The sequence below is a fragment of the Modicisalibacter sp. 'Wilcox' genome (assembly GCF_010993675.1).
Classification (GTDB): Bacteria; Pseudomonadota; Gammaproteobacteria; order Pseudomonadales; family Halomonadaceae; genus Modicisalibacter; species Modicisalibacter tunisiensis.
On record NZ_WNXF01000020.1, the window covers coordinates 1 to 26,478 of the forward strand.

The window sequence follows — 26,478 nt, forward strand, 5'->3', positions numbered from 1 at the left end:
AGACGGAATCGGAGGTCAAAAAATGCTCGCTGACGGCGATAGGGAAAGTGTCGACGCCGGCATCACGGATTCAGGTCCATGTTTAAGCCAGCTGCACGTTCAGCAACGAGTGCCGTTGTCGCTTGTGCCAGTGAACAGGCGCGAACTCGATACCCCACCTCCTGGATAATGCCATCTTCGATCACTGCATCAATGGTGACGCTATCCTTGCTTTCTGACTGGATTGTGAGAGTGATCGTACGGACATTGCCACCCTGGAGGCGTCGGTCACGACGTGCCCGAGAAGAATATTTTCTCAGTTGAAGGATAAAGTCAGGGTTCTCGATGCCATCATTCATGCTATTCAATTTAACCCTCATTAAACATTGAGCACGGCTTTTAATAAGCGCTGGAAAATAAGCCCTACTGCCTCAGCACAGTGAGTACCGGGTGGGGTCTGGGGTTCTCGCAGATGGTCCCGGTCTCGGTCATCGCGTACCGAGAATCCGGGGGCTGGTTTTGTCTGTGGCATCGATGTTTGAACGTTACTGGCACTCGGGTTTTTTCGAGACGGTTGTTGATGCTTTGCAGCCGTCGCAGGTTCTTATCTGACATGGCCTAATGCCTGCCGCTGTCATCAGGCTTCGATACATCACCTGAATATTCTTGACTGAGGGCGCGATTGCCGGGACTGCTGATTAGACAGAGCATCGCGATGAAGTTGTCCTCTCCCTATATTCTAGGTATGTCTGGCTGACCTGATGGTCGATGAGAGCTTTGCACTCCTGGCCCGTAGGTGGTGCGGATCCTTTCAAGCATGCTGCCAGAGGGCGTGCCGTTACTTTTTCATGGAGGTCTAGCGTTAAGCTGGTGTAGTCAGGCTCACTGTCTCCGCTTCGTGTCGCTTGCGCTTTTTCCGGGCATCGATCAACACATCCCGCAGCAATTCTTCGGCACTGGGGTGGTAGATGGGCATCGCCAGTACCTGTTCCGCCGTCATGCCATGCGTGATGGCCAGGGCCAGCAGATGTGCCAGGTGCTCGGCCTGGTATCCCAGCAACTCGGCACCCAGGATGACGTCGGTTCGTGCGTCCAGGTAGACCTGAATACGCCCTTGCACCTTGTTCCAGACCACATGGCGGGCGCTGGTGAACGGCAGTTCACCGATGACGATCTCCCGGCCTTGAAGCTGCTGGAAGCTCTGGCCGATGATGGCGATCTGGGGATCGGTGAAGAAGACCATCAATGGCGGTCGACGTCCTGCCGGGGCGGGGGCCGGGGAGTTCAGTGCATTGTCGGCGGCGATTCGTCCCTCGTCATAGGCTTCGTGCCAGACTGGCAGGTGATCGGTGGCATCCCCGGCAATGAAGAGGGGCAGGTTGCCGCAGCGCATCGTGTGCGGATCGAAACTCACCGTGCCCCGGTCCGTGATCTCCACACCCGCTTGCTCCAGCCCCAGCCGGTCCAGGTTGGACACCCGCCCCATGGCGACCAGGATCCTGTCGAATACCTTGGTGATGCGTTGGCCGTCCGGCTGCTCATACTCGATCCAGGCGCCTTCCGCGTCTTCCCAGGTGCTCAGTACCTGGCCACATGGCTGGATGTCCAGTTCGGCGGAAAGCACCTCGAGCGCCTGGCGCTGCATGATCGGGTGGGTGAGGGCGTTGATCCTGCCGGAGCGCCCGTAAAGGGTCGTGTCGACGCCCAGTCGATGGAGCGCCTGGCCCAGTTCCAGGGCGATGACGCCCATGCCGATCACGGCAATCGAACGGGGCAGGTCTTCCAGCTCGAATATCGTGTCGCTGGTGAGGACGCGGGACATCACGGGATTGAAGACCTCGCTGATCGCGGGACGCGAGCCGCAGGCGAGGATGAACTTTTCCGCCCTGACCTCGACCGACTCACCCACCATCAGGCGCCCCGGCCCGATAAACCGGGCGCGCCCCTCGAGCTTGTGATGGTTCGGAATCTTGTCGATGTAGCGGAGGTTGCGGGCGACGAACCGATGATCGCGCTCTCGCCGCAACCGCTCCAGTACCTTGCGTCCTTCCACGCGGCCCGAGGAGGGCACCCCGAAGAAATCGCCAGTGTGCAAATGGTGGGCATGGTCGGCGGCAGTGATCAACAGTTTGCTGGGCATGCAGCCAACCCGCGCACAGGTGGTACCGTAGGGGCCGTCCTGGATCATCACCAGGCTGTCGGTCTGGCGACTGATCCTTGAATAGGCACCCAGTCCACTGGTGCCGGCACCGATGATCGCGTATTCAACCTCAATGGTCTTCATGCTCAATCGCCCTGTCCCGCGTGATCTCATGACGCATGCAGGCTAGCCGGACCCATGCAAGGGGGTAAAGTGACCCTTTCTAAGTATTTGGCTTACTTTTTGTCATTCATCTATTTTCGCTCCATTGCCTGGTCCTCGTTATCTCCCGCCATGATAACGCCGCGTGGCCGGCGGCGATCTTTCCGGTGAGCTTTGCATTAGATAAGCTAATCTTACGGGTTAGCAATCGTCGTTTTACGGCTACCCTCGGATGGCATAGCCTGCGGGCATGCTCAGGAGGTATTTCTATGTCAGTCCATCAGTCCGTCATCCGTTGGCAGCGTGCTCCCCACGAAAGCGATGCAAGTACCTATTCGCGTAATCACCGGGTTACATTGAACGGTGGCCAGCAGATCGATGTTTCCGCGTCGACCGAATTCAAGGGCGATCCAGGCTGTGCCGACCCGGAGCAAATGCTGATCAGTGCGGTGTCCAGCTGCCATATGCTGTTTTTTCTGGCTATCGCCGAGTTTCAGGGTTATCAGGTCGAAGTCTATGAAGATGATCCGGTAGGCTATCTGGAGAGCAATGATAAAAAGGGGCGGGAAGTGACGCGTATCGAGCTGTCACCGCGCATCACTTTCAGTGGTGATACCATGCCGGACCAGAAGGCAATATCCCGGATGCATGCCGGGGCTCACCGGAACTGTTTTATCCGAAACTCGATCACCGCCGAGGTGACGATAAATCACCTTTAAAAATCTACTTTTGTCGCGAGGCATGTATGAGTCTCAGTCACACCATGGACGATATTCTTCTCAGGGAAGAGAGCGATGGAGCCGTCTATCTCACGCTGAATCGTCCGGACAAGTTCAACACCCTTTCCCAAGCGATGCTGATCGCGTTGCAGCGGGAGCTGGATACGCTAGCGGGCGATCCTGCTGTCCGCTGTGTGGTTATCGCCGGCAAGGGTCGTGGTTTTTGTGCCGGACACGACCTGCGGGAGATGCGTGCCAATCCCGACAAGGCCTATTACCAGGAATTGTTTCGCAGCTGCAGCCGGGTGATGCAGAGTATCGTGGCCCTGCCGGTCCCGGTCATCGCCAGGGTCCAGGGCATGGCCACGGCGGCGGGGTGCCAGTTGGTGGCCAGCTGTGACCTGGCCATCGCGGGCCGTTCTGCCAGCTTCGCGGTATCGGGCATCAATGTAGGACTGTTCTGCTCGACTCCGGCCGTCGCGCTGTCACGCAGCATCTCTCCCAAACGGGCGTTCGACATGCTGGTGTCGGGCAATTTCATCGATGCGGACACGGCTTTTGACTGGGGCCTGTTGAGCGCTGTTACCGATGACGACAACCTGGATGCTGCCGTGGCTGACAAGGTCGATCAAATACTCGGCAAGAGTCCGGCGGCGGTTCGTTTCGGAAAGTCCATGTTCCATTCCCAGCGTCAGATGGCACTGGCCGATGCCTACGATTATGCCGGCGATGTGATGGCGGAAAACATGATGAGCCCCGACGCCGCCGAGGGGATCCATGCCTTTCTCGGCAAGCGTCGACCCATCTGGGAGCAGCCTGGCCAGTAGCCAATACCTGAAACGTGCCTGCAATCGTTGATTCTTTTTGGCCACTGGCGAGCAGCACGTCATGCATTTGAAAATCGAAGTAAATCCTGAAACGGCCTTGCCGTCGACATGTGTGGTGACGGCTGAAAGGCTATTGGCCCGTACCGTGGTTATGGCGGTTGAAAGCCCGGGTTATGAACCCTTCCCTAAAATAACAGGGGTTGATCCATGAACGATATTTGCCATTTCAATGAGGCTCTCGAGAAAACGGCGGCGAATCATGTGGCGCTGTCTCCCTTGAGCTTCATCAAGCGGGCTGCCGCCGTTTATCCGGACAGGACGGCGCTGATCTACAACGACACACGGTACACCTGGCGGCAGACCTATGGCCGCTGCTGCCGACTGGCCTCCCTGTTGAGACGCTTCGGCATTGGCCGCGGCGATACGGTCGCGGTCATGCTGCCGAATGTCCCGGCCATGTACGAGACACACTTCGGGGTGCCGATGGCGGGGGCGGTATTGAATGCAATCAACATTCGCCTGGATGCGGAAGCGGTAGCCTTCATCCTGGATCACAGCCGCTCACGGTTGTTGTTGGTCGATCCCGAGTATGCGGACGTGGTCGACAAGGCCCTGGACCGGCTGAAAAGTCCGGCGCCCCGAGTGATCAACGTCTCCGATCCAAGCCAGGGCGCGGAGCGTTTCGTGGGCGACCTGGAGTACGAGGCGCTTTTGGCCGAGCAGCCGGAGCAGGACGACTGGCAGCTGCCGGTCGATGAGTGGGATGCGATTGCGCTTGGGTACACCTCCGGCACCACCGGCAATCCGAAAGGGGTGGTCACCCACCATCGAGGCGCTTACCTGAATGCGGTCAGCAACGTGCTGTCCTGGACGCTGCCCGCCGAGGTGGTCTATCTCTGGACGCTACCGATGTTTCACTGCAACGGCTGGTGTTTCCCGTGGACACTGGCGGCGCTCGGCGGAACCAGCGTCTGTCTGCGTCGAGTCGATCCGGAGGTAATCCTGGACTTGATCCGGCGGCATGGGGTCACTCACTACTGTGGTGCGCCCGTCGTCCACTCGATGATCGCCGATGCCGCCGTGGCGGCGCAGCGACCGATCGACCACCCCGTGTCCGGCCTGATCGCCGGGGCGGCGCCCCCGGCGTCGGTGCTGGAGCGGATGGAGACCATCGGCATCGAGCTCACCCATGTCTATGGACTGACCGAGACTTACGGCCCGGCATCTGTGTGCGCCAAACAGGATAGCTGGGATCAATACCCCCTGGAGGAGCGGGTCCGGCTCAACGGACGTCAGGGAGTGGCCTACCCCTTGCAGGAAAGCATGGCGGTGCTGGACCCTGTCACGCTGGAACCCGTCCCCGCCGATGGCGAGACGGTGGGCGAGATCATGTTTCGTGGCAACATCGTCATGAAGGGATACCTGCGGAACGAGGCCGCGACCCGGGAAGCCTTTGCCGGTGGCTGGTTTCACTCCGGTGATCTTGCCGTGGTGGAAGCGGATGGTTACGTCAAGATCCGCGATCGGCTCAAGGACGTGATCATCTCGGGTGGGGAGAACATCTCCTCCCTGGAAGTCGAGGAAGTCATCCAGCGGCACGATGACGTCGAACTGGCAGCGGTGGTGGCGATGGCGGACGAGAAATGGGGCGAGGTGCCCGCCGCCTTCGTCCAGCTGCGCCCCGGCAGCGAGTTGAACGAGGCGGCGTTGATTCATTTCTGCAGAGAGAACATCAGTCGCTTCAAGGTCCCCAAGAAGGTGATATTCACCCGGCTCCCGACCACCTCGACCGGCAAGATCCAGAAGTTCCAGTTGCGTCGGCAACTCGAGAGCCGTCTGCCGGCCTGAGAAGTCGCGACAGGAGGTGAGGGCCTTGAAGTGGACGGTATGGTGTGTAGCCCGGCAACAATTATAGTGGCCCTTCACCGGGTCGCTCGATCGGGCCGGTGGCCCCCGTCACTCAAGTGAGCACTGGTCATGTCACGACTTCCTCCCCTGATTGCGCTCTCCTACTTCGAGGTCGCCGCGCGAACCAGGAGCTTCGCCGCGGCGGCCAAGGAGCTCAATGTCACGCCGGCGGCGATCAGCCATCAAATCAAGGCGCTCGAGGAGTATCTCGGTGTTGATCTATTTGTCCGCCACCATCGGCGGGTCAGCCTGACGCCGGCCGCGCGTGGTGCCTTGCCGGAGTTGCATGAGGGATTCCAGACCCTGGGGCGTGCAGTCGAGAAGATCCGCTCCTACGGCGAGGAACGTCTGATCGTCACCGTGTGCGCCGAACCGCTGTTCGCCACCAAGTGGATTGTGCCGCGCCTGCACCGGTTCTATGCCCGTTGCCCCGACGCCGAAGTGAGACTGCAGGCAAGCCTGCATACGGTGGACCGGGACCGAGGAAGCGTCCTGGGCGTAGCCGATCTCAAGCGTGCCGGCATCGATGTCTCCGTGCGTCTTGGCTATGGCAACTATCCCGGCCTGGCGCCCCGGCGGTTGCTGAGCCTGGACCTGGTACCGATCTGCGCGCCGGAACTGGCCTCCACCAGGGCGGGTATCGAGTCACTGAAGGGGTTGCCGTTGCTGTGTGACGGCACCCTGTCCCGCTTGAAGGAGCCCTATGGCTGGAAGGAATGGTTCCAGCAGCAGGGGGACGATACTGGCGCCTTACGCGAACTGCGGTTCGGCAACGGGTTGCTGGCGCTGGAGGCGGCCATCGCCGGCCAGGGCGTCCTGCTCGGCAGCCGGGACCTCCACCAGGCGGAGCTGTCCGCCGGAAAGCTGGTCGTGCTGGCCGATCGCCCGCTGAACTGTGACCAGGCCTACTACGTGGTGAGCGCGGGCGAGAGCCTGGAGCGCCCCATCGCCTGTCAGTTCCGAGACTGGTTGCTGGAAGAGGCCGGCATGCTGGCCGAAAATGAAGAGAGCCGCTGACCGGCTGACCTGAGCCGACTATCCAGTGGTAGGCCCCGAGGCCCTCCTCCGGCTGACCGGGGCCGGTATCGGTGACATGGCCGCATCATCCCCTGGCGGCCAGCGCCACACCCACCTTCGATCGATTGGGTCGCCCGATGGTCCGGGTGATCCAGGTGCCGGTGTCGGCCAGGGTCTCCAGGTCGATGCCGGTTTCGATGCCGAGCCCGTGGAGCAGGTAGACCACGTCCTCGCTCGCGACGTTGCCGGAGGCGCCCCTGGCGTAGGGGCAGCCGCCGAGGCCGGCGACGGAGCTGTCGATGACGGCGATGCCTTCCTCGAGCACGGCGTAGAGGTTGGCGAGTGCCTGGCCGTAGGTGTCATGGAAGTGAGCGGCGAGCCTGTCCATCGGCATGTCGCGGGCTACGGACTCCAGCATGCGTCTGGCCTTGAGCGGGGTGCCGGTGCCGATGGTGTCGCCGAGCGAGACCTCGTAGCAGCCCATCTCATGCAGCGCCTTCGAGACTTCCGCCACCTTGCTTGGCGCGATCTCGCCTTCATAGGGGCAGCCGAGCACGCAGGAGACGTAGCCGCGCACGCGCACATCGGCCTGTCTGGCGCGTTCCAGCACCGGCTCGAAACGTGCCAGCGATTCGGCAATCGAGCAGTTGATGTTCTTCTGCGAAAAGCTCTCGCTGGCGGCGGCGAACACGGCGACCTCTTCGACGCCGCCTTCCAGTGCGGCTTCCAGCCCCTTGAGGTTGGGGGTGAGGGCGGAGTACACCACCCCCGGGCGACGGGCTAGGCCGGTCATCACCTCGCGATGATCGGCCATCTGCGGCACCCATTTGGGCGAAACGAAGCTCGCTGCTTCGATGTGCCGCAGGCCCGCCACGCCCAGCCGGTCGATCAGTTCCAGCTTGGTGGCGGTGCTGATCGGTTCGGGTTCGTTCTGCAGGCCGTCGCGGGGTCCGACCTCGACCAGCCTGACGGATTGGGGAAAGGGCATTGGGACCTCCTGGTGGCAAGATGCGGGTGATGACTCCACGCAACGCGTTGCAACGCGACTGAAGTCGCTCCCGCAGTTCGGCCCGGCACCCCAGGCTTATCGTGGGAGGGCATTCACCCCCGACGGCAAGGGCCCAAAGGCCGGTTCATCGCGACTGAAGTCGCTCCCACAATTTGCTCCTGCGAACCCGGGGATTCCTCGGGCTACTCTTCGGCGGTGAAATTCAGCAGCACATCGCCCTGACCGACAGTATCGCCGCCCTGGAAGTGGAAACTCTCGACGTGGCCGTCGGCGGGGGCGCTCAGGGTGTGCTCCATCTTCATCGCTTCCATCACCATCAGCGGGGTGCCCTTGTCGACGCGCTGGCCCGGCTCGACCAGCAGCGCCACCACGGTGCCGTGCATGGGCGCGGCGAGGGTGGCGTCGGCCTCGTGGTGGCCGTGGTCGACGGCATCGAGCCGCCGCCAGGCGAGGCGCACTTCGCCGTGGGCATCGCCGAGGATCAGACGGTCGCCGTCGGCGGCGCGCTCGTGGCGCGCCAGGTAGCGGCGACGGTGGCCGTCGAGGGTGATCGCCACGGCGTCGCCTTCGAGCCGCTGCAATTGGCCCTGAAAATGCTCGCCGTTGACGTTCAGGTGCCAGTCGCCGTCGGCGTTCGGTCGTTCGGCGCGCACGGTGACGACGGCGGCGCTGTCGCCGGCGTCCGCGGCGTGGGCCGGGTCGGTCAGGGCGATGCGCACCTGCCGGGGCGCGTTGAGCCGCCAGCCATCGCGACGCGCCCAGGGAGCGTCGCTGGCTTTACCCTGCAGGTGATCGAGCGCCTGCAACGCGACCTGTGCGTAGGTGGCGGCGTCGGGCGAGCGAACTGCAAAGAGATCGTCGTGGTGATGCTCGATGAAGCGGGTGTCGAGCTCGGCGCGCTGGAAGGCGGGGTGGCCGGCCAGGCGCTGCAGGAAGGCGCGGTTGGTGGTCACGCCGACCACGTCGAGCGCCGCCAGGGCGCGGTTGAGAGTCGCCAGCGCCTGATCGCGGTCGTCGCCGTGGACGATCAGCTTGGCGAGCATCGGGTCGTAGTGCATCGAGACCGCATCACCGGCATCGACGCCACTGTCCAGCCGCACCCGGTCGGCATCCAGCGCGGCGCCGGTCAGGTCGAGGCCGAAGCGTTCCAGCGTGCCGGTCGCCGGCAGGAAGTCCTGCGCCGGGTCCTCGGCGTAGAGGCGGGCCTCGAACGCATGGCCGCTGATGGCGAGTTCATCCTGCGCCCTGGGCAGCGGCAGGCCGGCGGCGACGGCGAGCTGCCATTCGACCAGGTCCTCGCCGGTGATCATCTCGGTGACCGGGTGCTCGACCTGCAGGCGGGTGTTCATCTCCATGAAGTAGAAACGGCCGTCGGCATCCAGCAGGAACTCGACGGTGCCGGCGCCGACGTAGCCGATCTCGCGGGCGGCGCGCACGGCGGCCTCGCCCATCTCGCGGCGCAGTGCCTCGGTCATGCCCGGGGCGGGGGCTTCCTCCAGTACCTTCTGGTGGCGGCGCTGTACCGAGCAGTCGCGCTCGAACAGGTAGACGCCGTCGCCCTGGCTGTCGCAGAACACCTGAACCTCGACGTGGCGCGGCTGGGTCAGGTATTTCTCGATCAGCATGCGGTCGTCGCCGAACGCGGCCTTCGACTCGCGGCGGCAGCCGTCCAGCGCGGTCTGGAAGGCGTCGCTGGACTCGACCACGCGCATGCCCTTGCCGCCGCCGCCGGCGCTGGCCTTGAGCAGCACCGGGTAGCCGATGCGTTCGGCCTCGGCCCTGAGGTGGTCGTCGTCCTGGTCGTCGCCGTGATAGCCGGGCACCAGCGGCACGCCGGCGGTCTCCATGCGCGCCTTGGCGGCGGACTTGTCGCCCATGGCGGCGATCGCCGAGGCCGGGGGGCCGACGAAGGCGATGCCGGCGTGTTCGCAGGCGGCGACGAACTCGGCGTTCTCGGAGAGGAAGCCGTAGCCCGGGTGGATGGCGTCGGCGCCGGTGCGCCGGGCGGCGTCGATCACGGCGTCGATGTCGAGGTAACTCTCACGGGCCGGCGCGGGGCCCAGCCGTACCGCTTCATCGGCCTCGCGGACATGGCGGGCGTTGGCGTCGGCATCGGAATAGACGGCGATGCTTCTCAGCCCCAGGCGGCGGGCGGTGCGGATCACCCGGCAGGCGATCTCGCCGCGATTGGCGATGAGGACCGAGCCCAGCGGGCGGGGTGCATTGGCGAGACTCATGAGCGGGATTCCTTGTCGTCGTCGCCGGCCGGTCGCCAGGCGGGGGTGCGTTTGTCGAAGAAGGCGGCCAGACCCTCCTGCCCTTCATCGCCGACGCGCAGTTCGCTGATCACCCGACAGGTGGTCTCGCGGGTGGCGTCGCTGTCGGGCGCGCGGGCCACCTCGGCGAGCAGGGCCTTGGTGGCGCGCTGTGCCCGGGGCGAAGCCTCGAGGAGGCGGGCGACGCAGTGCTCGACACGCTCGTCGAGTTCGTGGCTGCCGGCGACCTCGTGGACCAGGCCCAGCGTATGCGCGGTGGTGGCGTCCATGACCTCGGCGGTCAGCGCGAAGCGGCGCATCTGGCGGCTGCCGATGGCGCGCTGCACATAGGGACTGATCACCGCCGGCGAGAGGCCGATCCTGACCTCGGAGAGACAGAAGCGTGCGGCCTCCGAGGCGACGACGATGTCGCAGCAGGCCGCCAGTCCCACCGCGCCGCCATAGGCGGCACCCTGCACGCGGCACAGCGTGGGGCAGGGCAGGCTGTCGATGCGTTGCATCAGGCGCGCCAGCTCCCGGGAATCGGCCAGGTTGTCGTCGACACTGTAGTCGACCATGCGCTTCATCCAGTTCAGATCGGCGCCGGCGGAGAAGTGCTTGCCCTCGGAACCGAGTACCATCACCCGCACCTCGCCATGCTCGGCGGCGTCATGCAGGCGGTCGAGATGAGCGTTGAGCTCGCCGATCAGGGCATCGTCGAAGGCGTTGTGGACGTCGGGCCTGGCGAGCCTCAGCCAGGCGACGCCGCGGATATCGATGTCGAGACGGGAATAGCGGATTGCGTCTGTCATGGCGTCCTCACATGCGGAACACGCCGAAGCGTGTCTCTTCGACTTCGGCATTCATCGCCGCCGCCAGCGCCAGGCCGATCACGTCGCGGGTCTGCAGCGGATCGATCACGCCGTCGTCCCACAGCCGCGCACTGGCATAGAACGGGTGGCCCTGGCGTTCGTACTGGTCGCGGATCGGCGCCTTGAAGGTGCTCTCGTCGTCCTCGCTCCAGGTCTCGCCGCTGCGATCGAACTGATCGCGCTTGACCTGGGCCAGCACGTTGGCCGCCTGCTCGCCGCCCATCACCGAGATACGCGCGTTGGGCCACATGAACAGCAGGTTGGGGTCGTAGGCGCGTCCGCACATGCCGTAGTTGCCGGCGCCGAAGCTGCCGCCGATCAGCACCGTGAACTTGGGCACCTTGGCGCAGGCCACGGCGGTGACCAGCTTGGCGCCGTGCTTGGCGATGCCTTCCTGCTCATACTTGGAGCCGACCATGAAGCCGGTGATGTTCTGCAGGAAGATCAGCGGAATCTTGCGCTGGGCGCAGAGTTCGATGAAGTGCGCGCCCTTGACGGCGGATTCCGAGAACAGCACGCCGTTGTTGGCGATGATGCCCACCGGATGGCCGCACCAGTGGGCGAAGCCGGTGACCAGGGTGTCGCCGTAGTAGCGCTTGAACTCGTCGAAGTCGGAGTCGTCGACCAGCCGCGCGATGACTTCACGCACGTCATAGGGCTTCTTGAGGTCGGTGCCGACGATGCCGTAGAGCTCGTCCGGGTCGAGCCGCGGCGGGCGCGATTCGCGCATCGCCAGCGCGCCGCGCTTCTGCCAGTTCAGCCGCGATACCGCGCGGCGGGCGAGCCGCAGGGCGTGGGCGTCGTTGTCGGCGTAATGGTCGGCCACGCCGCTGACCTTGGCGTGGACGTCGGCGCCGCCCAGGTCCTCGGCGCTGATCGTCTCGCCGGTGGCGGCCTTCACCAGCGGCGGACCGCCGAGGAAGATCGTGCCCTGGTTGCGCACGATGATCGACTCGTCGGCCATTGCCGGCACGTAGGCGCCGCCGGCGGTGCACGAGCCCATCACCACGGCGATCTGCGGGATGCCTTCGGCGGAGAGCGTGGCCTGGTTGTAGAAGATGCGCCCGAAGTGGTCGCGGTCGGGGAACACCTCGTCCTGATGAGGCAGGTGGGCGCCGCCGGAGTCGACCAGGTAGAGGCACGGCAGGCGGTGCTTGCGGGCGATCTCCTGGGCGCGCAGGTGCTTCTTCACGGTCAGCGGGAAATAGGTGCCGCCCTTGACCGTGGCGTCGTTGGCGACGATCACGCACTCGACCCCCGACACCCGGCCGATGCCGGCCACCACGCCGGCGGCGGGCACTTCGGTGCCGTAGACCTCATGGGCGGCCAGCGCGCCGATCTCGAGAAACGGCGCGCCCTCGTCGAGCAGGTGGTCGATGCGGTCGCGCACGAACAGCTTGCCGCGCGACTCGTGGCGCTCGCGGGCCTTGTCGCCGCCGCCCCGGACGATCGATGCGGTCAGCTCGTGCAGCTTGCCGACCTCGGCGCGCATTGCCGCGTCGTTGGCCTGGAAAGCCTCGGTGCGCGGGTTGATCTGGGTCGTCAGGATAGCCATGTCTCGTCGCCCTTATGCTGACTCGTTGAAGAGTTCACGACCGATCAGCATGCGGCGAATCTCGCTGGTGCCGGCACCGATCTCGTAGAGCTTGGCATCGCGCAGCAGGCGCCCGGTGGGGTATTCGTTGATGTAACCGTTGCCACCGAGCAGCTGGATGGCATCCAGTGCGACCTGGGTGGCCTTCTCGGCGCAGTAGAGGATCACGCCGGCGGCGTCCTTGCGCGAGCTGCGACCACGGTCGCAGGCGCCGGCCACGGCGTAGAGATAGGCGCGGCAGGCATTCAGCGTGGTGAGCATGTCGGCCACCTTGCCCTGGACCAGCTGGAACTCGCCGATCGACTGGCCGAACTGCTTGCGCTCGTGAAGGTAGGGCACCACCACGTCCATGGCCGCCTGCATGATGCCGATGGGCCCGGCGGCGAGCACGGTGCGCTCGTAGTCCAGGCCGCTCATCAGCACCCTGGCGCCACGATTCTCCTCGCCGAGTACGTTCTCCGCGGGGACCTCGCAGTCCTCGAACACCAGTTCACAGGTGTTGGAGCCGCGCATGCCCAGCTTGTCGAGCTTCTGGGCGGTGGAGAAACCGGCAAAGTCCTTTTCGATGATGAACGCCGTGATGCCCCTGGAGCCGGCCTCGGGGTTGGTCTTGGCATAGACCACCAGCACGTGGGCGTCCGGTCCGTTGGTGATCCACATCTTGTTGCCGTTGAGCACGTAGGTGTCGCCGCGCTTCTCGGCGCGAAGCTTCATCGATACCACGTCGGAGCCGGCGCCGGGCTCGGACATCGCCAGTGCGCCGACATGCTCGCCGCTGATCAGCCCGGGCAGGTACTTTGCCTTCTGGGCGGCATTGCCGTTGAGCTTGATCTGGTTGACGCACAGGTTGGAGTGCGCGCCATAGGAAAGCCCCACCGAGGCGCTGGCCCGCGAGATCTCCTCCATGGCGATGCAGTGGGCGAGATAGCCCATGCCGCTGCCGCCGTCTTCCTCCGGTACGGTGATGCCGAGCAGGCCCATGTCGCCGAACTTCTGCCACAGGTCACTGGGGAAGACGTTGTCGTGGTCGATCTGCGCGGCCTGCGGGGCAATCTCGTCACGGGCGAAGGCGTTGACATGATCGCGCAGCATGTTCAGTTCGTCGGGAAGGCCGAAGTCGAGCGGAGTGTAGGGGGCGTGCATGGCGATGTGTCTCCTGAACCGGGTGGCTTCGCGGGTCGGCGTGGCGCGAGCTGGCCACGGGCTGTCCGTCATGCAGGGCAGCATAGAAAGGGTTTACGTTAACGTAAAGTAGAGCTTTGGTCGCAGACGGGCGTTACACACAGAAACCCCGGCACGAGCGTGCCGGGGCGCAGGGGGAGAGGGGAAGGCGAGGGAGGGATCGTCAGACGTTCTGGCGCATCGGTCGCTCGCCGTGGGGCAGGACCAGGTTGAGCACGATGGCCACCAGGGCTCCGGGAATCAGCCCGGAATCGATGATCGCCGCCAGGTTGTCCGACAGCCCCGAATACAGGCCTTCCTGGGCGGGCAGGCCCAGCGCGGTGGCCAGGGCCATGGCCATGATCAGCATGTTGCGCCTGTTGAACTCGATGCCGCTGAGCATCTTGATGCCGGCACTGGCGATCATGCCGAACATGATCACCACGGCGCCGCCGAGGACCGAGTTGGGAATGCCCGAGATGATCGCGCCCAGCTTGGGCAGCAGCCCGGCGATGACCAGGAAGAGCCCGCCGATGGCGACCACAAAGCGGCTGATCACCCCGGTCAGGGCGACGATGCCGACGTTCTGGCTGAAGCTGATCTGCGGGTAGGCGTTGAAGATCGCCGCGAAGACGCTCGACAGGCCGTCGGCCATGACGCCGCCGGAGAGTTCCTTGTGAGTGGGCTCGCGGTTGGCACCGCCGACCGTGGTGCCGACGATATCGCCGATCGATTCGGCGCAGGTGACCACCGCCAGCAGCACCACCGGCAGGATGGCGGACAGGTGGAACTCCACGCCGATGGCGAAGGGCACCGGCAGCGAGAACCAGGCGGCGGATTGCAGGCCGGAAAAGTCCACGTAGCCGAAAGCCAGCGCCGCCACGAAACCGGTGACCAGGCCCAGCAGTGGCGACATTTCCGACCAGATGCCGCGGCCGAACTGGTGAAAGCCGATGGTCACGACCAGCACCAGGGCGGCCAGCAGCCAGTGGTGCAGGGCCCCGAAGTCCGCGGCGCCGAAGCCGCCACCGATATAGGCGAAGCCGACCGGCATCAGTAGGGTGCCGATCATGATCACGAAGGTGCCGGTGACCACCGGCGGAAACAAGAAGCGCACATAGGGTAGAAACAGCCCCACCAGTGCCATGGCCACGCCCCCGCAAAGGGCGGCTCCCAGGGCCGTGGGCACGCCCATGCCCACGGCGATGGGGATGAGCACCGGCACGAAGCCGAAACTGGTGCCCATGACGATCGGCAGCCGGGCCCCGATGGGGCCGAGCCCCAGCGACTGGACGAGGGTGGCGACCCCGGCGACGAACATCGCCGCCTGGATCATCAGCGTGGTCTGGGCCTCGGACAGGTCGGCGGCCCCGGCGATGATGATCGGCACGGTGACGTTGCTGACGAACATCGCCAGCACGTGCTGAATGCCCAGCGGTATGGCTCGCCCCAGCGGCGGCATGGCGTTGACGTCATGGGTGCTGCGCACGCTCGGCGGAGCCTCCTGCATGGATTGCTCGGAAGCGGTGGTCATGGTGTGTCTCTCCTTGCCTTGCTTGTTGTTGTTGAGGGGGATGAGCGATGCCACACCGCGGCATCGGGGTTACAGGGCGTGCCGCAGGCGCCTGGCGGCAGCGTCGTGCCGGGCCATGAGCGCCTCCAGATCGACGCCGCGGGGCATGCCGTCGGCGACCCGCCAGTGGCCGGCGACCATCACCCGGTCGGCCCGGTGCGCACCGCACAGCAGCAGCGCGGCCAGCGGATTCTCGGCGCCCGAGAAGCGCGCTTCATCGAGCCGGAACAGGGCCAGGTCGGCCTGCTGGCCCGGCGCCAGCCCGCCGATGTCGGTGCGCCCCAGGCAGCGGGCCGAGCCCTGGGTGGCCCAGCGGATCACCGTCTGATGGGACAACGTCTCGGGCGAGTAGCGCAGCCGGCCCAGCAGCAGGGCCTGACGCATTTCCTCGGCGAGATTGGAGTGGTCGTTGGAGGCGGAGCCGTCCACGGCCAGGCCCACCGGGGCGCCGGCTGCCTCCAGCTCCAGCGTGCGGCACAGCCCGGAGCCGAGCACCATGTTCGAGGACGGGCAGTGGGCGATGCCGGTGCCGGCGCGGCCCAGTCGCGCGATCTCGTCGTCGTCGAAGTGGATGCCGTGGGCGAGCCAGGTGCGATCGCTCAGCCAGCCGCAGGCGTCCAGATAGTCGAGCGGGCGCATGCCGAACTGACGCCGGCAGAAATCGGTTTCGTCTTCGGTCTCGGCGAGGTGGGTATGCAGGCGCACGCCGTTGGTCTCGGCCAGACGGGCAGTGGCTTCCATCAGCTCGCGGTTTACCGAAAAGGGCGAGCAGGGCGCCAGGGCGAGATGGATCATCGCGCCGTCCCCGGGCTCGTGATAGCGGTCGATGAGACGCTGGCTGTCGTCGAGGATGGTGGTTTCGTCCTGCACCACGGACTGGGGCGGCAGGCCGCCGTCATCCCGGCCCAGGCTCATGGAGCCGCGGGTGAGCGTGGCGCGCACGCCCAGCCTCCGGGCGGTCTCGACCTGGATGTCGATGGCGTGGGTCAACGCGCCCGAGAAGACATAGTGATGGTCGGCCACCGTGGTGCAACCGGACATCAGAAGCTCGACCATCGCCAGCTCGCTGGCCAGTGCCAGTTGCGCCTCGTCGAGATTCGCCCAGACGTCGTAGAGGGTGGTCAGCCAGGGAAACAGCGGCTTGTCGAGTGCCGGTGAGTAGGCGCGGGTCAGGGTCTGGTAGAAATGGTGGTGGGTATTGACCAGCCCGGGCAGCAGCACATGGGCCGAGGCGTCGAAGACCTCGTCGACGTGGGCGTCGGGCCGGTGCCCGGCAGGCACCGCTTCGATGATTCGCTGCCCCTGGACAACCACGCCACCGGCAGCGGCGTCGTCGCTGCAGGCCAGTGGATGACGAATCCAGAGAGTGCGCTGTGTCTCGGTCATATCGGTCTCCTCGGCCAATGACGCCACACCCCCTTGACCGATCAAGGGTTACCCACGCGAGGGTGGTTCAGGTGCCTGTCCGATGCCGGAGATGTTTTGTGTACTATTGTTGTATACCAAAATTGTCCACACGGCATGGCCTTGTCAACCCTTTCCTGTGTCCTTTGTGCTGTCGCCGTCACGCGACTTATGGTGAGGGACGATTTTCGCTAAGCTTCAGGCATGAAACGACCCCTGAGAACGAAGGAGAAACCCATGATGATCCGTGCCCTCGGGCTGCTGCTGGTGGGGCTGGCGCTGGCGGGGTGCAGTTACACGCCGGCCCGTATCGACCCGGAACCGATCGTCGAGATCGGCGATGGCCATCACGATCATGACCGTGGCGGCGATTTCTGCCCGCCCGGCCAGGCGAAGAAGGGCAACTGCTGAACTGGCGATGACGGCTGCCAGTGAACCGTCGGCGCCGGCCTGACGGCAAGCACGAGGCGATGGACGGGAGGTATCATGCATGTGGTGGTGATTGGCGGGGGTGTCGTCGGCGTGACCACCGCCCAGGCGCTCGTCGCGCGCGGGCATCGTGTCACCGTCATCGAGCGCTGCGCCGACGTGGGGCTGGAGACCAGCCGCGCCAACGCCGGGCAGCGTTCCTACGGCTATGTCTCGCCCTGGGCCTCGCCGACGATGGTCCGCAAGGCGCTGCCCTGGCTGCTCCAGGCCGACGGGCCCTTCAAGCTGCACCTGCCGCCCTCGCTGCGTACCCTGCGCTTTCTGTTCGCGACCTGGCGCTTCGCCCAGGGGAGCGATCGGTACGAACGCAACAAGCGGGCCATGCTGCGCCTCGGCGCCTACAGCCGCCAGTGCTTTCAGGCCCTCGAGGTGCGACACGACCTGGCCTTCGACGGCGCTCAGGGCGGCCTGATCGATCTCGCCAGCGACACGGCGGCAGCCGACGGCCTCAAGGCAACGGCCGGTCTGCTCAGCGAACTGGATATCGACCATCAGTGGCTGACGCCGGCGCAGTTGCGCGAGCATGAGCCGGGGCTGTGCGGCGAGGCGCCGCTGGTCGGGGCGTTGCGCCTGCCCGATGACGGCACCGGCGACTGTCACCGTTTCACCCGAGCCCTGGCCGACTGCTGTCGTGACGCGGGCGTGACCTTTCGTTGCCGGACGGAGGTGACGGATCTGGTGCGCCGTGACGGGCTGATCCAGGCACTGGTGCTGGCGCCGGTCGGGGACGGGGAAAAGGGTGGCGCCGGCGGGGCGACGGAAATCCTCGAGGCCGATGCCGTGGTGATGTGCGCCGGCTGCCTGTCCCGCCCGCTGGCCGCGACGCTGGGTATCGAGGTGCCGATCTATCCGGTGAAGGGCTATTCCCTGACCGTCGATGTGGCCGATCCGTCACGCGCCCCGCGTTCCACTGTCATCGATGACCGCTACAAGGTCGTGGCCACGCGGCTCGGCGAACGGCTGCGCGTCACCGGCTTCGTCGAGCTGGCCGACTTCGACCGCCGCATCCCCGCCGCGAGGCTGGCGACGCTGCGCCGGGCCGTGGAATCGCGCTTTCCCGGCGCCGCCGATCTGGCGCAGGCCGAACCCTGGACCGGGTTTCGGCCCATGACCCCGGACGGGCCGCCTGTCATCGGTCAGCTGCGGCGCGACAACCTCTACTTCAACACCGGCCATGGTACCTTCGGCTGGACCCTGTCGGCAGGCAGCGCCGAGCTGATCGCGCAGGTGATCGATGACGAGAGTCCTGCCCTCGCGCTCGATGCCTTCGCACCGGGGCGTTTCATGCATTGACGCGGTAGAAAGAGGCCACGGCAGCTACCGTGGCGCGAAGATGTGCCTCCCTGCGCGGCCGGTCCCTGCCGCATGGCTCCTCGGGCGCCTCCTGCGCCGATGCATCCCTGGCTGGCGTCGGGCAGTGTCCCTTGCCGTCGCGAGATGGTCTGCGCCATCCCGAGCCCGATGATCGCGGCCGGCGATGTCAGGTGCGTGACGGTTGGCGGACAACGCCGTGACAGATGCCGGCCTCATGGCAACGTGGCGTCTCGTGCCTCCAGAAACCAAGCCTTCATCGTGGTGGTGATCGCACGCAGTTCGTCGTCGCGGGTGATATAGGCGGGCATGGTATAGAGCCAGCGGCCGAAGGGGCGCAGCCAGATGCCGCGTTGCCGGGCAAAGGCCTGCACACCGTCGAGGTCGGCGGCATCGCTGACCTCGATGACCGCCGTGGCGCCCAGTACGCGCACATCGGCGACGCGCGGGTCCCGGTGCAGGGCGTCGTCCTCCATGAGTTCCTCCCGCAGGAGCGCATTGATTGCGGCGATCCTGCCCAGGTAGTCCTCCTCCTCGAACACGGCGAGACTTTCCAGGGCGACACGGCAGGCCAGCGGATTGCCCATGAAGGTCGGCCCGTGCATGAAGGCGTGATCGGGATCGTCGCTCAGGAAGGCGGCGAAGACCTCCCCGGTGGCCAGGGTGGCGGCGTGACCCAGATAGCCGCCGGTCAGCCCCTTGGAGAGGACCATGATGTCGGGCGTCACCCCGGCGTGCTCGGCGGCGAACAGCTTGCCGGTGCGGCCGAAGCCGGTGGCGACCTCGTCGAAGATCAGCAGCACGCCGAATTCATCGCACAGCGCGCGTGCCGCCCTGACGTACTCGGGGGACGTCATGTTCAGCCCGCCCGCCGCCTGCAGCAGTGGTTCCATCAGCAGGGCGGCGATCTCCTGGTGATGCTGCTCGAGCACGCCCCGCAATGCCGCGATATCCCCGGCGACAGCCTCGGGCGGGGCGTCGAACGGCGCCGTTGGTGCCGGTGCGAAGTGATGGGTGGGCAGGAAGCCGGCAAACAGCGAGTGCATGCCTTCCTCGGGATCGCAGACGGCCATGCAGCCGCTGGTATCGCCGTGGTAGGCGCGCATCAGCGACAGCATGCGGTGCCTGCCGGGGCGGCCGCGCTGAACCTGGTATTGCACGGCCATCTTCATGGCGACCTCCATGCCCACCGAGCCGCTGTCGGAAAAGAAGACATGCTCGAGCCCCGGCGGCGTGATGCGTACCAGGGCATCCGCCAGCGCCTGTGCCGGCTCGTGCGTCAATCCGCCGAGCATGACGTGGCACAGTTGATCGGCCTGTTCCTTGAGCGCGCGGGTCAGGCGCGGGTGGCCGTAGCCATGAATCATGCACCACCAGGAGCAGGTGGCATCGATGAGTGACTCGCCGCCGGCCAGATGAAAGCGCGCTCCGTCGCCACCGACCACCTGCGGGGCCGGAGGCTGGGTCTGCATCTGGGCATACGGGTGCCAGAGCGAAGAGGAAGATAGCGTCGGCTGCATTCTGTTAACCTTGAAAAATAAAAAGGTTTACCATGATAGGGTGGCGAGGGCCGGCTTGTCCAAGCCGGTGGCGGGCAGGGGGAGGGTGAGCCGAAATAACGGGTCGCCGTCTTTTCGCTTGCTGTTGAAATCGGTCGTAGCGATTAATTGGTTAATCTTTTCTTAAATTGCATTAGCGCGCACCGGTGTTTGCAGAGTTGTTCCGTATATGGACTTGGCATAATGAATAAAACAACGGATAATGCGCAGCGCATTCCCTATCCCGAAATCCCGAGGTGCAAGATAATGTCCCTGTTAAGCGAATACATGAAAAAGGAACAGCAGCTCAAGCAGATCTCCGAGGAGTTGAAGCAGCTGGAAGGCGATGACCGTCTCAAGAGCGAGTTGCAGTTCAAGGAACGCCTCGAGGCCCTGATGGCGGAGTTCGACAAGTCTCCGCGCGACGTGATCGACATGCTGGATCCGAAGCCGCAGGCGTCTGCGACGGTTGCACAGCCCAAGAGCAGTGGCGGTCGCCGCAAGCGCAAGCTGAAGATCTACAAGAACCCGCATACCGGTGAAGTCGTCGAGACTCGCGGCGGCAACCAGAAGACACTGAAAGCCTGGAAGGACGAGCATGGTACCAGGACCGTGGAGTCCTGGCTGGTGCGTACCGAGGACTGATACTCCGGATTCTCGTGGCGTTGGCCCGTTGCCTTCGGTGAGGGCCGGCGCTGCCGTGATGCGTGGTGATGTCACAGTGCCGTGTTTTCATTCTGTCTGACTTGGGCTACCATGCCTTTCCCTCCTTGTCATGCATGAACGCCCGTGGATCACGTAACGGGTGAGTTTCTTTATCGTCGTGGCATGTCGCGACAAGGAGCATCGAAGACCGGCCTGTTCCGATGGCCCTGCAACAGTCAACCTATGAAAAACTACGGTTCGAAAAAGCCCGCCCAGCTCAGCGAGCGCGAGAAGTTGCGCAAGTTCAGTGAACTTGATGATGCCTTTGCCAGGGCATTGCGCGAACTGGATGCCCCCGACTCCCGTCAGGGGGAAAGTCCGTCGGAGGATTTCGAGCAGCGTCTGCGTACCCTCATGGCTGACTTTCACCAGTCCGAGGACAGCGTGCGAAACATGTTGTCGCTCATGCTGAACAACGAAGCCGGCTGATCCTGTCGCATGTTTGGGGCCATCGCTTCGCCCCGTGGCGATTGTGGCTCATCGCCGTCTCGCGTCGGCAGCAACAAGCCTTGAAGAGTGGCGCCCGGGCGTCGCTTTTCAAGGCTTTGCCATACGGGGGCGACGTTAGGATGGCAGCTTCACCGAATCCATCGACAGTCGATCCCCCATGAACGCCTCCACTTTCATCGGCATTATCGCCAGCGTCCTGCTTCTGGCCTGCGTGGTTCTGCTGAGTGCCGATTCAGCCATGAGCTTCGTCAACCTGCCGGGGCTGATCATCGTGCTGGCCGGTACCCTGGCCGCCACCTTCATCAGCTATCCCCTTCGCGAGGTCGTGCGTGTCGTGCGGCTGGTGCTGGTGGTCTTTCGTCGCGAGGATGATTACGCCGAGGAGGACATTCAGGAACTGGTCGCCATGGCGCGATTGTGGTTCAAGGGGGACATCCGCGCGGTGGAGAACGCGCTGGAGGAGACTCGCAACCCGTTCCTGCGCACCGGTGTGCAGCTGGTCATCGACAATACCCGCGAGGAGGAGGTCATCGATCTGCTGCACTGGCGTATCGCGCGTCTCAAGGCGCGCGAGCTGGCCGAGGCGCAGATCTTCCGGACCATGGCGGCCTATGCGCCGGCCTTCGGCATGATCGGCACCCTGGTGGGACTGGTCGACATGCTCGACGTGATGCAGGTCGGCGATATCGCCACCATCGGCTCGCGCATGGCGGTGGCGCTGCTGTCCACCCTCTACGGGATCCTGCTGGCCAACCTGGTGTGCAAGCCGATCGCCGTCAAGCTGGAGCGTCGTACCGAGCAGCGGCTGATCGCCATGAACATGGTCATGGAAGGCGTATCGCTGATCGCCCGGCGTCGCGTCCCGTCCTTCATCGAGGAAACCCTCAAGTCGTTCGTGGCCGCGCCGCCGGACGAGATTCGCGAGACCCTGCCGAGATCCGCTCGCGAGAAGCGGGGTGCCGCCGTCAATGCTTGACGTGCCGAGGCACCGCAGTCGTCGGGAGCGCCTGCTGTCGGTGCGCCACGAGGGGCGCGACGGCGAGGGATGGATGATCAGCTACATCGACATCATGACCCTGCTGGTCACGCTGTTCGTGCTGCTGCTGACGCTCAGTGGCAAGTTCGGTGTGCTGTCCGCCGTGGCCCGCGATGTGGTGAGCGATGGAGTGTCCGTGCCGGCTGTGCAGGTGAGCGAAGCGGCGGCGCGGGCGGCGGCGGCCGTGCAGGCCGCGCCGGCGGTCACCTCGCCACGCTTTCCGCTCGAGACGAACCGGATGACCGGGGTTCGGGTATCGGCCCTGCTGGCGCCGCCACGCCTGACGCCGGTGGCGCTGGCCAGTGCCCGGCTGGTTGCCGGTCCCATGCTGTCGCCTGTCGGTACATCGCCGCCCAGGCTGTCAGATGCCGCCATCGCCGCCGCCGAACGGCTGTCGGTGGCATCGCCTGTCCGGCTCGATCCGGCGGCCAGAGACGCCGCGCTGCGTGTCGCCGAGGCGGCATCGCGTCCGCTGCCCGTCATCAATGGGGTCGAGGTGTCGCGGGTCAAGGGGGGCATCAACCTGCGCATCCAGGATCATCTGCTGTTCGGATCCGGCGATGCCGCGCTCACCGGGGGCGGGCGCGAGATGATCAGTCAGCTGGTGGCGATTCTCCAGCGCTACGACGGCGAGATTTCGGTCGAGGGCCATACCGACAGCGTGCCCATCGACACGCCGCGGTTTCCCTCGAACTGGGAGCTGTCGAGCGCCCGGGCCACGGCCATTCTGCGTTACCTGGTCCAGGCCGGTGTCGACCCCGACCGCCTGCGCGCCGTCGGCTACGCTGACACTCGGCCGCTGCAGAGCAACCGTTCCGCCGCAGGACGAGCGGCCAACCGCCGGGTCGAGGTCATCATTCATGCCCCGGAAGCGCATTGAATGCGGTATCATGAATAAAACCAGTGAATCATCGTCCCGTTATCGGGCAATCCACGAGATTGTGGCAGGTCATGTCGAACAAGCGCGTTAATACCTGGAAGGCACGTCAGCACCAGTCCGGCAGCATCTATACGGACAAGCAGATCGAGCAGTACCTGTTCCTGCTGATCTATTCGGGGCGTCACAGCGATGCGGAAAGCCTGTTCGCCGAACTCCGAAAGATGCTGCCGGGCGTGGATCCCACGCAGATGAACCGGGTCGCCCATCAGTTCGCTTCCGAACTGAAGAACGCCGGCCTGTATTAATCGAGGTACGTCCGAGAAAGCGGCGGGCCATCGGACGGACCCGCCTGACGTCAGCAAGGGATCGCGCTACCCTGTATGGCTTTGCCGTGGACGAGAGCCGAACATGCCCGCGTTGATCTTCTTCACTTCGTTGCTGGCACTGAGCGGTATCCTGGCCGTTTCCCTGGTGCGTCTCGCGAGGCGCCGTATCGCGGCTCGCAATACCCCGCCCGCCGGCGCCCGCAAGCGGCGCCGGTCCGGCAGCTCGCCCAAGGCCTCCGGCGCCCGTCGCCAGCGTTCCTCGACTGGCAGTGGTAACCGTTCCACCGGCCGCGCCGGTGGCAAGTCCGCCTCCTCCTCTGGCTCCCGGCGTGGCTGGTGCCTGCCCGCCATGCCGACCCTGCGAGTGCCCTTTCCGCGTGGCATGGCGGCCTGCCTGCCGCTGGGGCTGCTGCTGGGGCTGATCGCCGGGGCCGGTCAGCTGTCTCTCTACGGCCTGCGTCAGGCGCAGGGCGCGCTGAACGACCCGCGGCTGAGTTCGCTGGACAACGCGCTCGCCGCGATCTCGCTGGGTGCGCTGGCGCTGATCGTTCTGGGCGTGCTGGGACGGCTCTCGGCACGGCGGGCGACCTGATGCTCGGCATGGCCTCCATTCACCCGTTTTCGCCCTGCGGGACACACGCGGTCGTGTGCCCGACATTGCCTGGTGCATTGCGTTCATGAACATTCTGATCACCGGCATGGCCGGCTTCATCGGTCATGCGGTTGCCAGACGGCTGGCTCGTGAAGGACACGCCATCGTCGGCATCGACAACCTCAACGACTATTACGACATCACGCTCAAGCAGGCCCGTCTCGCGGACCTGGACGCCTTCGACAACGTGCGTTTCGAGCGTATCGACCTGGCCGACGGCGAGGCCATGCAGCGGTTGTTCGCCGCCGAGCGCTTCGATCGCGTCGTGCACCTGGCCGCCCAGGCCGGGGTGCGCTATTCCCTCGACAATCCGCATGCCTACGTCCAGTCCAATCTGGTGGGGCATCTCAACGTGCTCGAGGGGTGCCGCCATCAGCAGGTCGGCCACCTGGTCTATGCCTCGTCGAGTTCGGTCTACGGCATGAACCCCAAGGTGCCGTTCGATACCCGGGACCCGGTCGATCACCCCATCAGCCTGTATGCCGCGACCAAGAAGTCGAACGAGCTGATGGGGCACACCTATGCCCATCTGTACGGCATTCCCATGACCGGGCTGCGCTTCTTCACCGTCTACGGCCCCTGGGGGCGCCCCGACATGGCGCTGTTCAAGTTCACCCGGGCGATCCTCGAGGGGCAGCCGTTGCCGGTCTACAACCACGGCGAGCTGTCGCGGGACTTCACCTATATCGACGATATTGTCGAGGGCGTGGTGCGGATCCTCGACGTGGTGCCCACCGGACACCCCGAGTGGCCGCAGGAGGCCACCACGCCGGACACCGCCCGGGCGCCGTTCACGCTCTACAACATCGGCAACGGCAGCCCGGTGGCGTTGATGGACTTCATCCGTGCCATCGAGCGCGCCACCGGCAAGACCGCGCTGTGCGACTTCCAGCCCATGCAGGCCGGCGACGTGGTACAGACCTGGGCCGACACCGAGGCGCTGTTCGAGGTGACCGGTTACCGGCCGCAGATGAGCGTCGACGAGGGCGTGTCCCGCTTCGTCGACTGGTATCGCGACTTCTATCAGTGTTGATTTCCGACTCAAGGAACGCCTCATGCAGATCACCATCTTCGGCACGGGCTATGTAGGTCTGGTCACCGGCGCCTGTCTGGCGGATGTCGGCCACGAGGTCCTGTGCATGGACGTCGATGCCGACAAGATCGCCCGTCTCGAGGCCGGCGAGATTCCCATCTACGAACCGGGGCTCGAGGCCCTGGTCAGCCACAACGTCGCCGAGGAGCGTCTGCGCTTCACCACTGATCCGGCCGCCGCCGTGGCCTTCGGCACCCTGCAGTTCATCGCCGTGGGCACGCCGCCCGACGAGGACGGCAGCGCCGACCTGCAGTACGTGCTGGCGGTGGCGCGTACCATCGGCGAGCACATGGACGGGTACCGGGTCATCGTCGACAAGTCCACCGTACCGGTGGGCACCGCTGGCCGGGTGCGTGAGGCGGTGCGCGGGGCACTGGCGACACGCGGCAGCGAGCTCGATTTCGATGTCTGTTCCAATCCCGAATTCCTCAAGGAAGGCGCAGCGATCGAGGACTTCACCCACGGGGCACGGATCATCGTCGGTACCGATTCGCCGCGCGTCGAGGCGCTGATGCGCGAGTGCTATGCCCCCTACAATCGCCACCATGAAAAGCTGATGTTCATGGACGTGAAAAGCGCCGAGCTGACCAAGTACGCGGCCAATGCCATGCTCGCCACCAAGATCAGCTTCATGAACGAGATCGCCAACCTCGCCGAGCGGCTGGGGGCGGACGTGGAGGAGGTGCGCCGGGGCATCGGCTCCGACCCGCGTATCGGCTACCATTTCATCTACCCGGGCTGCGGCTACGGCGGTTCCTGCTTTCCCAAGGACGTCCAGGCGCTGGCGCGCACGGCAGGCGAGGTGGCGTACCGGGCCGAGCTGCTCGAGGCGGTGGAGTCGGTCAACCATCGTCAGAAGGCGACACTGTTCGCCAAGCTGTCCCAGGCCTTCGACGGCGATCTGAGCGGCAAGACGGTGGCACTGTGGGGGCTGGCCTTCAAGCCCAACACCGACGACATGCGCGAGGCGCCCAGCCGGGTGCTGATGGAGGCGCTCTGGGCCGCCGGCGCCCGGGTGCAGGCCTACGATCCCGAGGCGATGGCCGAGTGTCGCCGGCTGTACGGCGAGCGCGACGATCTGGCGCTGGTCGAGGGCCGCGAGGCCGCCGTGACCGGTGCCGATGCCCTGGTGATCTGCACCGAGTGGAAGGCCTTCCGCAGTGTCGACTTTGCCTGGCTGCGGCGGACCCTGACGACCCCCGTGGTGGTCGACGGGCGCAATCTCTATGACCCGCAGGCGGCGCGCCAGGCCGGGCTGCTCTACTATGCCGTGGGGCGTGGCGCCTCGCTGGTCGACTGACACGCGCGTCGTGACCCACGACGAAGACGAAGGGGCCCCGACTCAACGAGTCGGGGCCCCTTCGTCTCTTTGCGTCTG

At 65.2% G+C, this 26,478-nt stretch carries 24 protein-coding genes; 14 read left to right on the forward strand and 10 right to left on the reverse strand.

Going from position 1 to position 26,478, the window contains the following annotated elements:
• Positions 1-62: 62 nt before the first annotated feature.
• Complete coding sequence (locus G7A98_RS15220) at positions 63-338, reverse strand: iron-sulfur cluster assembly scaffold protein (protein WP_163650534.1); 276 nt, start codon at positions 336-338, stop codon at positions 63-65.
• A gap of 503 nt (positions 339-841) precedes the next feature.
• Positions 842-2,263, reverse strand: coding sequence for a dihydrolipoyl dehydrogenase (locus G7A98_RS15225; protein ID WP_163650535.1), 1,422 nt, complete (start codon positions 2,261-2,263; stop codon positions 842-844).
• A gap of 287 nt (positions 2,264-2,550) precedes the next feature.
• On the opposite strand from G7A98_RS15225, the gene G7A98_RS15230 reads away from it, so the two are divergent.
• From G7A98_RS15230 to G7A98_RS15245, 4 genes are all read left to right on the forward strand, one after another.
• On the forward strand, positions 2,551-3,000 hold the full coding sequence (locus G7A98_RS15230) for an OsmC family protein (protein ID WP_163650536.1): 450 nt from the start codon (positions 2,551-2,553) through the stop codon (positions 2,998-3,000).
• Between the two features lie 26 nt (positions 3,001-3,026).
• Positions 3,027-3,827 (forward strand): enoyl-CoA hydratase, encoded by an 801-nt coding sequence (locus G7A98_RS15235; RefSeq protein ID WP_205596289.1) that lies wholly within the window; start codon positions 3,027-3,029, stop codon positions 3,825-3,827.
• Positions 3,828-4,034: 207 nt separating this feature from the next.
• Positions 4,035-5,675, forward strand: coding sequence for an acyl-CoA synthetase (locus G7A98_RS15240; protein WP_163650537.1), 1,641 nt, complete (start codon positions 4,035-4,037; stop codon positions 5,673-5,675).
• 129 nt (positions 5,676-5,804) lie between these two features.
• The gene (locus G7A98_RS15245; RefSeq protein WP_163650538.1) at positions 5,805-6,752 is read left to right on the forward strand and encodes a LysR family transcriptional regulator; all 948 of its coding nucleotides are present in this window, start codon (positions 5,805-5,807) and stop codon (positions 6,750-6,752) included.
• An 85-nt stretch (positions 6,753-6,837) separates the two neighbouring features.
• On the opposite strand, the gene G7A98_RS15250 is transcribed toward G7A98_RS15245, so the two are convergent.
• The 7 genes from G7A98_RS15250 to G7A98_RS15280 all read right to left on the reverse strand — a co-directional run bounded on the left by G7A98_RS15250 (position 6,838) and on the right by G7A98_RS15280 (position 16,602).
• Positions 6,838-7,740 (reverse strand): hydroxymethylglutaryl-CoA lyase, encoded by a 903-nt coding sequence (locus G7A98_RS15250; protein WP_163650539.1) that lies wholly within the window; start codon positions 7,738-7,740, stop codon positions 6,838-6,840.
• 203 nt (positions 7,741-7,943) lie between these two features.
• A complete protein-coding gene (locus tag G7A98_RS15255) occupies positions 7,944-9,998 on the reverse strand; it encodes an acetyl/propionyl/methylcrotonyl-CoA carboxylase subunit alpha (protein WP_163650540.1) in 2,055 nt (684 codons plus the stop codon).
• The gene (locus G7A98_RS15260) at positions 9,995-10,816 is read right to left on the reverse strand and encodes an enoyl-CoA hydratase-related protein (RefSeq protein WP_163650574.1); all 822 of its coding nucleotides are present in this window, start codon (positions 10,814-10,816) and stop codon (positions 9,995-9,997) included. The genes G7A98_RS15255 and G7A98_RS15260 overlap by 4 nt, the downstream gene beginning before the upstream one ends.
• A 19-nt stretch (positions 10,817-10,835) precedes the next feature.
• Positions 10,836-12,443: a carboxyl transferase domain-containing protein gene (locus G7A98_RS15265; RefSeq protein ID WP_163650541.1), complete on the reverse strand. Its 1,608-nt coding sequence runs from the start codon at positions 12,441-12,443 to the stop codon at positions 10,836-10,838.
• A 12-nt stretch (positions 12,444-12,455) separates the two neighbouring features.
• Positions 12,456-13,625, reverse strand: a complete 1,170-nt coding sequence (locus G7A98_RS15270; protein ID WP_163650542.1) for an isovaleryl-CoA dehydrogenase — start codon at positions 13,623-13,625, stop codon at positions 12,456-12,458.
• A gap of 202 nt (positions 13,626-13,827) precedes the next feature.
• A complete protein-coding gene (locus tag G7A98_RS15275; RefSeq protein ID WP_163650543.1) occupies positions 13,828-15,177 on the reverse strand; it encodes a nucleobase:cation symporter-2 family protein in 1,350 nt (449 codons plus the stop codon).
• A 69-nt stretch (positions 15,178-15,246) separates the two neighbouring features.
• Positions 15,247-16,602, reverse strand: a complete 1,356-nt coding sequence (locus G7A98_RS15280; protein WP_163650544.1) for an 8-oxoguanine deaminase — start codon at positions 16,600-16,602, stop codon at positions 15,247-15,249.
• 255 nt (positions 16,603-16,857) lie between these two features.
• Between G7A98_RS15280 and G7A98_RS15285 the strand changes: the two genes are divergently transcribed.
• Positions 16,858-17,031 carry a hypothetical protein gene (locus tag G7A98_RS15285; RefSeq protein WP_163650545.1) on the forward strand — a complete coding sequence of 58 codons (174 nt, stop codon included), beginning with the start codon at positions 16,858-16,860 and terminating at the stop codon, positions 17,029-17,031.
• 75 nt (positions 17,032-17,106) lie between these two features.
• Positions 17,107-18,402, forward strand: coding sequence for a D-amino acid dehydrogenase (locus G7A98_RS15290; protein WP_163650546.1), 1,296 nt, complete (start codon positions 17,107-17,109; stop codon positions 18,400-18,402).
• A gap of 233 nt (positions 18,403-18,635) precedes the next feature.
• Here G7A98_RS15290 and bioA read toward each other — a convergent pair whose 3' ends face one another.
• A complete protein-coding gene (bioA, locus tag G7A98_RS15295; RefSeq protein ID WP_163650547.1) occupies positions 18,636-19,940 on the reverse strand; it encodes an adenosylmethionine--8-amino-7-oxononanoate transaminase in 1,305 nt (434 codons plus the stop codon).
• Positions 19,941-20,225: 285 nt separating this feature from the next.
• Here bioA and G7A98_RS15300 point away from each other — a divergent pair, with 285 nt between their 5' ends.
• From G7A98_RS15300 to G7A98_RS15335, 8 genes are all read left to right on the forward strand, one after another.
• Complete coding sequence (locus G7A98_RS15300; RefSeq protein ID WP_163650548.1) at positions 20,226-20,603, forward strand: histone-like nucleoid-structuring protein, MvaT/MvaU family; 378 nt, start codon at positions 20,226-20,228, stop codon at positions 20,601-20,603.
• Positions 20,604-20,747: 144 nt separating this feature from the next.
• On the forward strand, positions 20,748-21,092 hold the full coding sequence (locus tag G7A98_RS15305; protein WP_224421150.1) for a hypothetical protein: 345 nt from the start codon (positions 20,748-20,750) through the stop codon (positions 21,090-21,092).
• Positions 21,093-21,270: 178 nt separating this feature from the next.
• Positions 21,271-22,089, forward strand: a complete 819-nt coding sequence (locus tag G7A98_RS15310) for a MotA/TolQ/ExbB proton channel family protein (protein ID WP_163650549.1) — start codon at positions 21,271-21,273, stop codon at positions 22,087-22,089.
• Positions 22,082-23,029 (forward strand): OmpA family protein, encoded by a 948-nt coding sequence (locus G7A98_RS15315; RefSeq protein ID WP_163650550.1) that lies wholly within the window; start codon positions 22,082-22,084, stop codon positions 23,027-23,029. The genes G7A98_RS15310 and G7A98_RS15315 overlap by 8 nt, the downstream gene beginning before the upstream one ends.
• 71 nt (positions 23,030-23,100) lie before the next feature.
• Entirely contained in the window at positions 23,101-23,334 is a 234-nt protein-coding gene (locus tag G7A98_RS15320; protein WP_163650551.1) for a hypothetical protein, read from the forward strand.
• 103 nt (positions 23,335-23,437) lie between these two features.
• Entirely contained in the window at positions 23,438-23,947 is a 510-nt protein-coding gene (locus G7A98_RS15325; protein ID WP_163650552.1) for a hypothetical protein, read from the forward strand.
• 85 nt (positions 23,948-24,032) lie between these two features.
• Positions 24,033-25,040 (forward strand): NAD-dependent epimerase, encoded by a 1,008-nt coding sequence (locus G7A98_RS15330; RefSeq protein ID WP_163650553.1) that lies wholly within the window; start codon positions 24,033-24,035, stop codon positions 25,038-25,040.
• Positions 25,041-25,062: 22 nt separating this feature from the next.
• Complete coding sequence (locus G7A98_RS15335) at positions 25,063-26,400, forward strand: UDP-glucose/GDP-mannose dehydrogenase family protein (RefSeq protein ID WP_163650554.1); 1,338 nt, start codon at positions 25,063-25,065, stop codon at positions 26,398-26,400.
• Positions 26,401-26,478 lie beyond the last annotated feature (78 nt).

Bases quoted from the DNA above. Each gene is read 5' to 3' on its own strand.
- G7A98_RS15220 (WP_163650534.1), bottom strand. From the start codon at position 338: ATGAATGATGGCATCGAGAACCCTGACTTTATCCTTCAACTGAGAAAA.
- G7A98_RS15225 (WP_163650535.1), bottom strand. From the start codon at position 2,263: ATGAAGACCATTGAGGTTGAATACGCGATCATCGGTGCCGGCACCAGT.
- G7A98_RS15230 (WP_163650536.1), top strand. From the start codon at position 2,551: ATGTCAGTCCATCAGTCCGTCATCCGTTGGCAGCGTGCTCCCCACGAA.
- G7A98_RS15235 (WP_205596289.1), top strand. From the start codon at position 3,027: ATGAGTCTCAGTCACACCATGGACGATATTCTTCTCAGGGAAGAGAGC.
- G7A98_RS15240 (WP_163650537.1), top strand. From the start codon at position 4,035: ATGAACGATATTTGCCATTTCAATGAGGCTCTCGAGAAAACGGCGGCG.
- G7A98_RS15245 (WP_163650538.1), top strand. From the start codon at position 5,805: ATGTCACGACTTCCTCCCCTGATTGCGCTCTCCTACTTCGAGGTCGCC.
- G7A98_RS15250 (WP_163650539.1), bottom strand. From the start codon at position 7,740: ATGCCCTTTCCCCAATCCGTCAGGCTGGTCGAGGTCGGACCCCGCGAC.
- G7A98_RS15255 (WP_163650540.1), bottom strand. From the start codon at position 9,998: ATGAGTCTCGCCAATGCACCCCGCCCGCTGGGCTCGGTCCTCATCGCC.
- G7A98_RS15265 (WP_163650541.1), bottom strand. From the start codon at position 12,443: ATGGCTATCCTGACGACCCAGATCAACCCGCGCACCGAGGCTTTCCAG.
- G7A98_RS15270 (WP_163650542.1), bottom strand. From the start codon at position 13,625: ATGCACGCCCCCTACACTCCGCTCGACTTCGGCCTTCCCGACGAACTG.
- G7A98_RS15275 (WP_163650543.1), bottom strand. From the start codon at position 15,177: ATGACCACCGCTTCCGAGCAATCCATGCAGGAGGCTCCGCCGAGCGTG.
- G7A98_RS15280 (WP_163650544.1), bottom strand. From the start codon at position 16,602: ATGACCGAGACACAGCGCACTCTCTGGATTCGTCATCCACTGGCCTGC.
- G7A98_RS15285 (WP_163650545.1), top strand. From the start codon at position 16,858: ATGATGATCCGTGCCCTCGGGCTGCTGCTGGTGGGGCTGGCGCTGGCG.
- G7A98_RS15290 (WP_163650546.1), top strand. From the start codon at position 17,107: ATGCATGTGGTGGTGATTGGCGGGGGTGTCGTCGGCGTGACCACCGCC.
- bioA (WP_163650547.1), bottom strand. From the start codon at position 19,940: ATGCAGCCGACGCTATCTTCCTCTTCGCTCTGGCACCCGTATGCCCAG.
- G7A98_RS15300 (WP_163650548.1), top strand. From the start codon at position 20,226: ATGTCCCTGTTAAGCGAATACATGAAAAAGGAACAGCAGCTCAAGCAG.
- G7A98_RS15310 (WP_163650549.1), top strand. From the start codon at position 21,271: ATGAACGCCTCCACTTTCATCGGCATTATCGCCAGCGTCCTGCTTCTG.
- G7A98_RS15315 (WP_163650550.1), top strand. From the start codon at position 22,082: ATGCTTGACGTGCCGAGGCACCGCAGTCGTCGGGAGCGCCTGCTGTCG.
- G7A98_RS15320 (WP_163650551.1), top strand. From the start codon at position 23,101: ATGTCGAACAAGCGCGTTAATACCTGGAAGGCACGTCAGCACCAGTCC.
- G7A98_RS15325 (WP_163650552.1), top strand. From the start codon at position 23,438: ATGCCCGCGTTGATCTTCTTCACTTCGTTGCTGGCACTGAGCGGTATC.
- G7A98_RS15330 (WP_163650553.1), top strand. From the start codon at position 24,033: ATGAACATTCTGATCACCGGCATGGCCGGCTTCATCGGTCATGCGGTT.
- G7A98_RS15335 (WP_163650554.1), top strand. From the start codon at position 25,063: ATGCAGATCACCATCTTCGGCACGGGCTATGTAGGTCTGGTCACCGGC.